The following is a 7,026-nucleotide window of genomic DNA, read 5'->3' as shown; positions in this document are numbered from 1 at the left end:
TAGATTATCTGTAGCATTGTTTTCCATAAATCCAAGAAGCGCTTGTTTGTAAAAGTTATCTGTAGATTTAAAAGCTAAACGAATTTTCTTGAATTCATCTTCTGGTTTTTCATCATTAGAATTGTTATATACTTGTACTACTGGTGTTGAGTAATTTTTATAAGTATTTTGTTTAAAAAGTGTATTAGAATCTACATCATCTTCTTTAATAAATAGTCTTTGATTGTTGTTAAAAACGATGTTTCCACCAGTAGGAGAACCTTTGACAAAGAATCCTTGACCTACAGGAATGTATCTTCCTGGAATTTTAGCACTTGTTCCTACTCCGGTGATTTCCGTTGGAGCAACAGGAGCAACACCACCAGTTGCATTTCTTGTAGCATATCCGCCTTGATAACCAGCTGTGTTGTGGGTATTGTTAGTTGGAGAATGTTCCCAAAAATATAATGTTCCAGTTGTAGAGGAATTGTTATCTAAAATAAATTGTGTTGCATCAATTGATGAAGTATATGGGTTTCCACTTAAATTTAAATTATTAGCTGCAATTGCACTTGAAATTAATCCATTGTTTGGTTTACCAACAAATGATAGGTTTTGAGTAGCTTCTATACCACCACTTCCTTTTAGAGTATAACCTTGTCCTGCATTTAAAGATCCTGATGAACCAACAGACTGCCAGTTTGCATAAACAGGACTTAAATTTTGGAATTTATAAATCCAGGTACTACTTAAAGTAATTGGGCTAGTTGGACTTCCGTTATATCCAGATGTCCATGTTATATTTTGTGGAGTAGATGTTGTGCCATCTTTCATAACTCCAGAAACTGTATAGGCATTATTATTAATTACATTATTAATAGCTCCAACTGGAGAAGACCAATAGTTATAGTTAAAAAGATTAGATTGTCCTTGTTGATCTTTTTCAATAAAACCTGCGCTTGTAGGTTCTAAATCACTATTTATTGTTTGAACTAATTGAGATTTACCATTTAAATCTATTTTTCCATCTAGTTTTAGATACCAGTTATTTTGAATTTTATTATCGTTGTTGATGCTAACTGTTTTTCCAGAATCTATAAACATTCCTAGATCTGTGTTGTTTGAAAATTCAATAATATCATGTTTTACTTGAACAATAGACCAATCATAATCTATAATATCTAATCCTCTAATATCTTTTAAAACGTTGTCAGTTGCTGTAGCAAAATCTCCATTTCGTTCAGTAATAAATGGCATTGGTGCTTCTTGATACCAAATAACTTTGTTGTTATAAATTTTCATACCGGTACCAGCATCAACTGCTAGAGTAGTTAAATCATCTATGATATCATTTTTATAAACATCCATTCTATAGTAAAGTAATAGATTTGCAAAAGGCAACGTTTCTATATTTTTAGGAACGATTTCACCTCTAATTTGACCACTGAAATCTTTAATTTCTTGATATACCATTCTTTGTAATTGTTGTTCTGTAAGCACAACATTAAAGAGTCTAGCTTCATCAATTTTACCTTTAAAATAATTGTTATTTGCAATTGGATTTTTACCAATTGTTAATAATGATGCGTCAGCACTTATTGCTCCAGAAACATTTTGAGTAGCAACTAACAAACCATTTAAATATAATTTTAATGAGCCAGCACCATAAGTTGCAGCTACATGATACCATTGGTTTTTATTTAGAGCAACAGTATTGTAGGTTAAAGTTGTACCATTAATTATAGCTTCAATATTACGAGCAGCTTTGATACGGATTTGGAATTTATCTTGTCCAAAAATTACACCATTTGTAGAAAAGGCACTATTTAAATCTACCCAAGCCATGATTGATGCCGATGATAATCCACCAAGAATAGATGACGCTTCACCATAATCGTTTCTACCATCAAAATTAAGATATAATTTTTTATTAATATCTCTTGGCGAACCAAAATAATTGGTATTTGTATCAAATAAATCTATAATTCCATCTTTGTCAATATCAGTTGTGCCATCAATTTTCCCATCAGAATTTGTATCTTTATTAGCATAAAGGGTTTTGGTTATATCAAAAGTTCCATCTGTATTTGAATTCAATTTTATATAATCATAATTACCAGTTGCTAGAGTGTTTATTGGTAATGGTTTTGATGTGTTTCCGAATCCTACGAATGTATCAAAAGAGGATAATATTCCATCTTTATCGGTATCTGTACCTTCACCTTCACCATCACAATTAACATCGCCATCACCATTAAGTAATCCTGCTTCATCAACATCAAAAATTGCATCATTATCTGAATCTAAATCAAGGTAATTTGGCACTGAATCATCATCATTATTTTTTGGAGCTAATGTTGCATAATGTATTTCAGAAGCATCATTCCATCCATTTCCGTTATTGTCAACCCAAGAAGCTGCTGTTAAATCCATAGTATCTTTTCCATTACTATAAATTTCCCAACCATCTTCAATAATATCGCCAATACCATCATTATCACAATCTAAGTCTAATACATCTGCAATTGCATCTTGATCAGTATCATTTAAACGTTGAGTAATAAGAATATCATCAATAGCTAAATCATTTCCAAAACCTCCAAGTTGATTGTTTCTAAACACAACATGTATATCAGAAGTTGTAGGAGTGAAAGTTGCTGTAAAGTTATACCAATCACCATTTGGAACAGAAGCTGCATTCGTAACAGGAATAAGTCCAGTAGTAATTGTACTTAGTAATATATTGTTAGCATCTCTAAATTCAATAGTAATATCTGGCTTTCTCGCTGTTTCTGCACCAAGTGGATGGTCAGATCTTATAAGGTTTATTACCCAGAAACTATAGTTTAATTGTGCATTTGGAATAACACCAAGTAAAGTAGTTCTATAAAATTCTTCTGTAAGATCATCTGCAGCATTAAATATTGCCATTCTACCATCAACATCTCCAGGAGTATGGTCTAATCCTAGATACCATGCTGTTGGTGCTCCAGCAACATATGAAACTGTGTATTCTCCGTCATTTACACCTGCACTTGTTGGATATAAACTACAAGCTTCAGGTGCTGTTGTACCTAATTCAAAACAATAAGTTGTTGAAGCAGTTGGATTATTTACATTAATCATAGCTCTAGCAGTTCCAGTTCCAAAAGTTTCATTTAAAATTGGTACATTTACTTTATTAGTTATCAATGAACCAGAATCAAAACTTTGTTCAATATTGTCTGGAATTCCATCGTTATCATCGTCAGAATCAACATTATCAAATACAAAATCACTATCACTGTCTGTAAAAACTTGAACGGCTTGACCAGTTACTCTAAAGGTATATGGATTTTTACCAGATGCAGCATCATTATTTGCAATTGAAATATCTGCAATATATAATCCAATTGCAGTTGGATTAAATCTAATTTTAAAAGTTGTTGTATTAGAACCTGTAATTGTAGTTGATGGTAATACAGAAATTGTAAACTCAGGACTTCCTGTAACAGTTATTATTGGTGTTCCAGTTAAATTAAGATTCATTGTACCTGTATTTTCAATAGTATATGTTCTTGTTAATATTCCATTTACGTTTGTAATATTAAAATCGGTCCAATCTAATAATGTTGGTGTTATATCACCATCTGGTATAAGTGTGTTATTTCCTTTAATATTCATTGTAGGTGCAACACCAGTTCCTCTAATAGCAAAAGTATAAGGATTTTCATTACTGTCATTATTTGCAATTGACAATGTTGCATTTTTTACACCTGCAACGGTTGGTAAAAATGCAACGGTAATAGTTGTCGAGCTATTTCCACTTATAATTGAACTAGGAGAAGAAGTTACTGTAAAATCAGAAGCATTAGCTCCAGTAATAGAAACTAAACCAATATTTAATGGCAATGTACCTGTATTATAAATTGTAAAAGTTCGTGAGTTTGCAACTGTGCTATAATCAGTCCAATCTGTTGTAGCTGGAGTAATATCGGCAGTTACAATTGAAGTTGCATTACCTTTAATATCAATTTCTTGAGCAGTTCCATTTGCTGAAATTGCAAAATTATATGGGTTTTCGTTTGAATCGTTATTATCGATATTAATAGAAGCATTTTTAACACCTAAAGTACTTGTTGAAAAAGTTACAACAAAAGTTGTTGAACCACCAGCTGCAATGGTGCTTGCAGGCAGAGTTGAAATTGAAAAATCAGAAGCATTTAATCCAGTTATAGTAATTGCTCCAATATTTAAAATTTGATTACCAGTATTAAGAATTGTAAAAGTTCTTGTAGATAAAGTTCCAAAATCTGTCCAATCTGCAGTTGTAGGAGTAATATCACCATCAATAATTGAAGTTGCATTACCTTGAAGGTCTATTTCTGGCGCAATTCCAGTTCCTTGAATTGAAAAGTTATATGGGTTTTCGTTTAAATCATTATTAGCAATATTTATTGTTGCCGTTCTTATTCCATTTGCAGATGGATTAAAAGTTACAACAAATGTAGAAGTACTGCCAATTGCAATAGTTGCAGATGGTGAAGTTGAAACTGTAAAATCAGCTGCATTTGTGCCACTAAATGTTATTGCTCCTATATTTAATACAGTATTTCCTAGATTTTGTATTGTAAAAGTTTGATTGATATTTACTCCTACAGTTGATGAACTAAAATCAGTCCAATCTAAAGTTGTTGGAGAAGTATCACCATCAACAATACTGATTGAATTTCCTAATAAATTTATTTCAGGTGAATTTCCAGTTCCTTGAATAGAAAAATTATAAGGATTTTCATTACTATCATTATTAACAATCGAAATAGTTGCTGTTCTCAATCCTAATGAAGACGGATTAAAACTAACTGTAAAAGTAGTATTTCCACCTGCTAATATTGTAGCAATAGGAGCACTTGTAATTGTGAATTCGGCTGCATTAGTTCCTGAAAATGTAATAGTTCCAATTGTTAAATCAGCTGTTCCGGTATTTTGAATAGTAAAAGTTTTAGTTATTGCGGTCCCAATATTTGATGATCCAAAATCAGTCCAATCTGTTATTGAAGGAGTTGTGTCACCGTCAATAATAGTAATGGTATTACCTTGAATGTTAATTTCTGATAATATTCCGTTTCCTTGTATTGCAAAGTCATATGGATTCTCATTAGCATCATTATTTATTACTGAAATTGAAGCTGTTCTAATTCCTATAGCAGAAGGATTAAAACTTACTACAAATGTAGTTGAGGTACCAACGGCAATAGTTGACGAAGGTAAAGTTGTTATAGTAAAATCTGAAGAGTTTACACCAGTTACTGAAATTGTTCCAATTGATAAAGTAACATTTCCTGTATTTTGAATTGTATAAGTTCTAGTAATTGATGAACCAACATTTGAAGAACCAAAATCAGTCCAGTCTGTTGTAATTGGCGATGTATCACCATCAGCAATGTCAGTTGCATTTCCTTGTAAGTTTATTTCTGTTTCATTTCCTGTTCCTTGAATAGTAAAATCATATGGGTTTTCATTACCATCATTGTTTACAATAGAAATAACAGCAGTTCTTATTCCAGCTCCAGTTGGATTGAATGATACAATAAAAGTTGTTGAGCCACTAATTGCTACAGAAGTTGTTGGAGCAGCTGAAATTGTAAATTCACTTGCATTTATTCCAGAAAAACTTATTGCTCCAAGATTTAATATTGCATTTCCTAGATTTTGAATTGTAAAAGTTCTAGTAATAGGAGAACCAACATTTGAAGATCCAAAATCTGTCCAATCTGTAATAACTGGAGTAGTATCACCATCAACAATACTTATAGCATTTCCTAGTAGGTTTATTTCTGGAGCCACACAAGTTCCTTTTAATGCAAAATCATAAGGATTTTCGTTACTATCATTATTTGCAATTGATATTGCGGCGTTTTTTACACCAAATGCCGAAGGATTAAATGAAACTGTAAATGTTGTAGAACCTCCAGGTGAAACGGTTGATGCTGGTAAAGAAGTAATTGTAAAATCAGCTGCATTAACTCCAGAAAATGTTATTGCACCAATATTTAAAGTTGTTATTCCTGTATTTTGAATTGTAAATACTCTAGTTAAAGAAGATCCAATATTTGTTGAGCCAAAATCTGTCCAATCTGTTAACGAAGCTGTAGTATCACCATCTACAATAGAAATTGCATTACCCAAAATATTTATTTCTGGATTTAAACCATTTCCTTGAATAGAAAAATTATAAGGATTTTCGTTACTGTCATTGTTTACTATTGAAATTGAAGCTGTTCTTAATCCTACTGCTGTTGGATTAAAGGTTACAACAAAAGTTGTTGAGCCACCATTTGTAAGTGCAGTTGGTGGTGCAGTAGTAACAGTAAACTCACTGGCATTAGTTCCAGAAAAAGTAATAGCTCCAATTGATAAATTTCCAGTTCCGGTATTTTGTAACGTAAAAGTTCTTGTAATTCCAACTCCCACATTAGTGGTTCCAAAATCAGACCAATTGGTTAATGACGGAGTAGTATTTCCATCTACAATTGAAACAGAATTTCCTAGTATGTTTATTTCTGGATTTACTCCAACACCATATAAATAAAAATTATATGGATTTTCATTACTGTCATTATTGACAATAGAAAAAGTAGCTGATTTATTTCCTAAGGATAATGGTGCAAGAGTCATGACAAAAGTGGTAGATCCACCAGCCGCTACTGTTGCACTTGGAGCAGTAATTACACTAAACTCTGTTGCATTTGCACCAGTAAAAGTTATAGCACCCAATGTTAGAACTCCAGAGCCAGTATTTTGAATTGTAAATGTGTAAGAAACATTTACGCCCAATGTTGAAAGACCGAAATCTGTCCAATCTGTTATTGAAGGCGAAGTATCACCATCTACAATGGATAATCCATTGCCTACAATATTCATTTCGGGGTTTTGAGCTTGAACTGTAAAGTTTATTAAAAATATGAATAGGAGGTATATTCTATTTCTTAATAAAAGTGTTTTTTTGTTTTTAGTTTTTTTCATAATAATGGAATTATGTTTGTTTGTTTTGACGTTACAAATTTC

General features: G+C 31.9%; 1 protein-coding gene. It reads right to left on the bottom strand.

Features of this window, described 5'->3' with window-relative positions; all coding sequences use genetic code 11:
• Positions 1–6,984: choice-of-anchor D domain-containing protein (locus ACH2BO_RS02960; RefSeq protein WP_395043269.1), on the bottom strand; the 6,984-nt coding region annotated here is incomplete at its 3' end.
• Positions 6,985–7,026 lie beyond the last annotated feature (42 nt).

This window comes from Flavobacterium sp., from assembly GCF_043773265.1.
GTDB lineage: Bacteria > Bacteroidota > Bacteroidia > Flavobacteriales > Flavobacteriaceae > Flavobacterium.
Note: the sequence above shows the minus strand (reverse complement) of the source record. Positions and strands in the feature narration are given on the sequence as shown.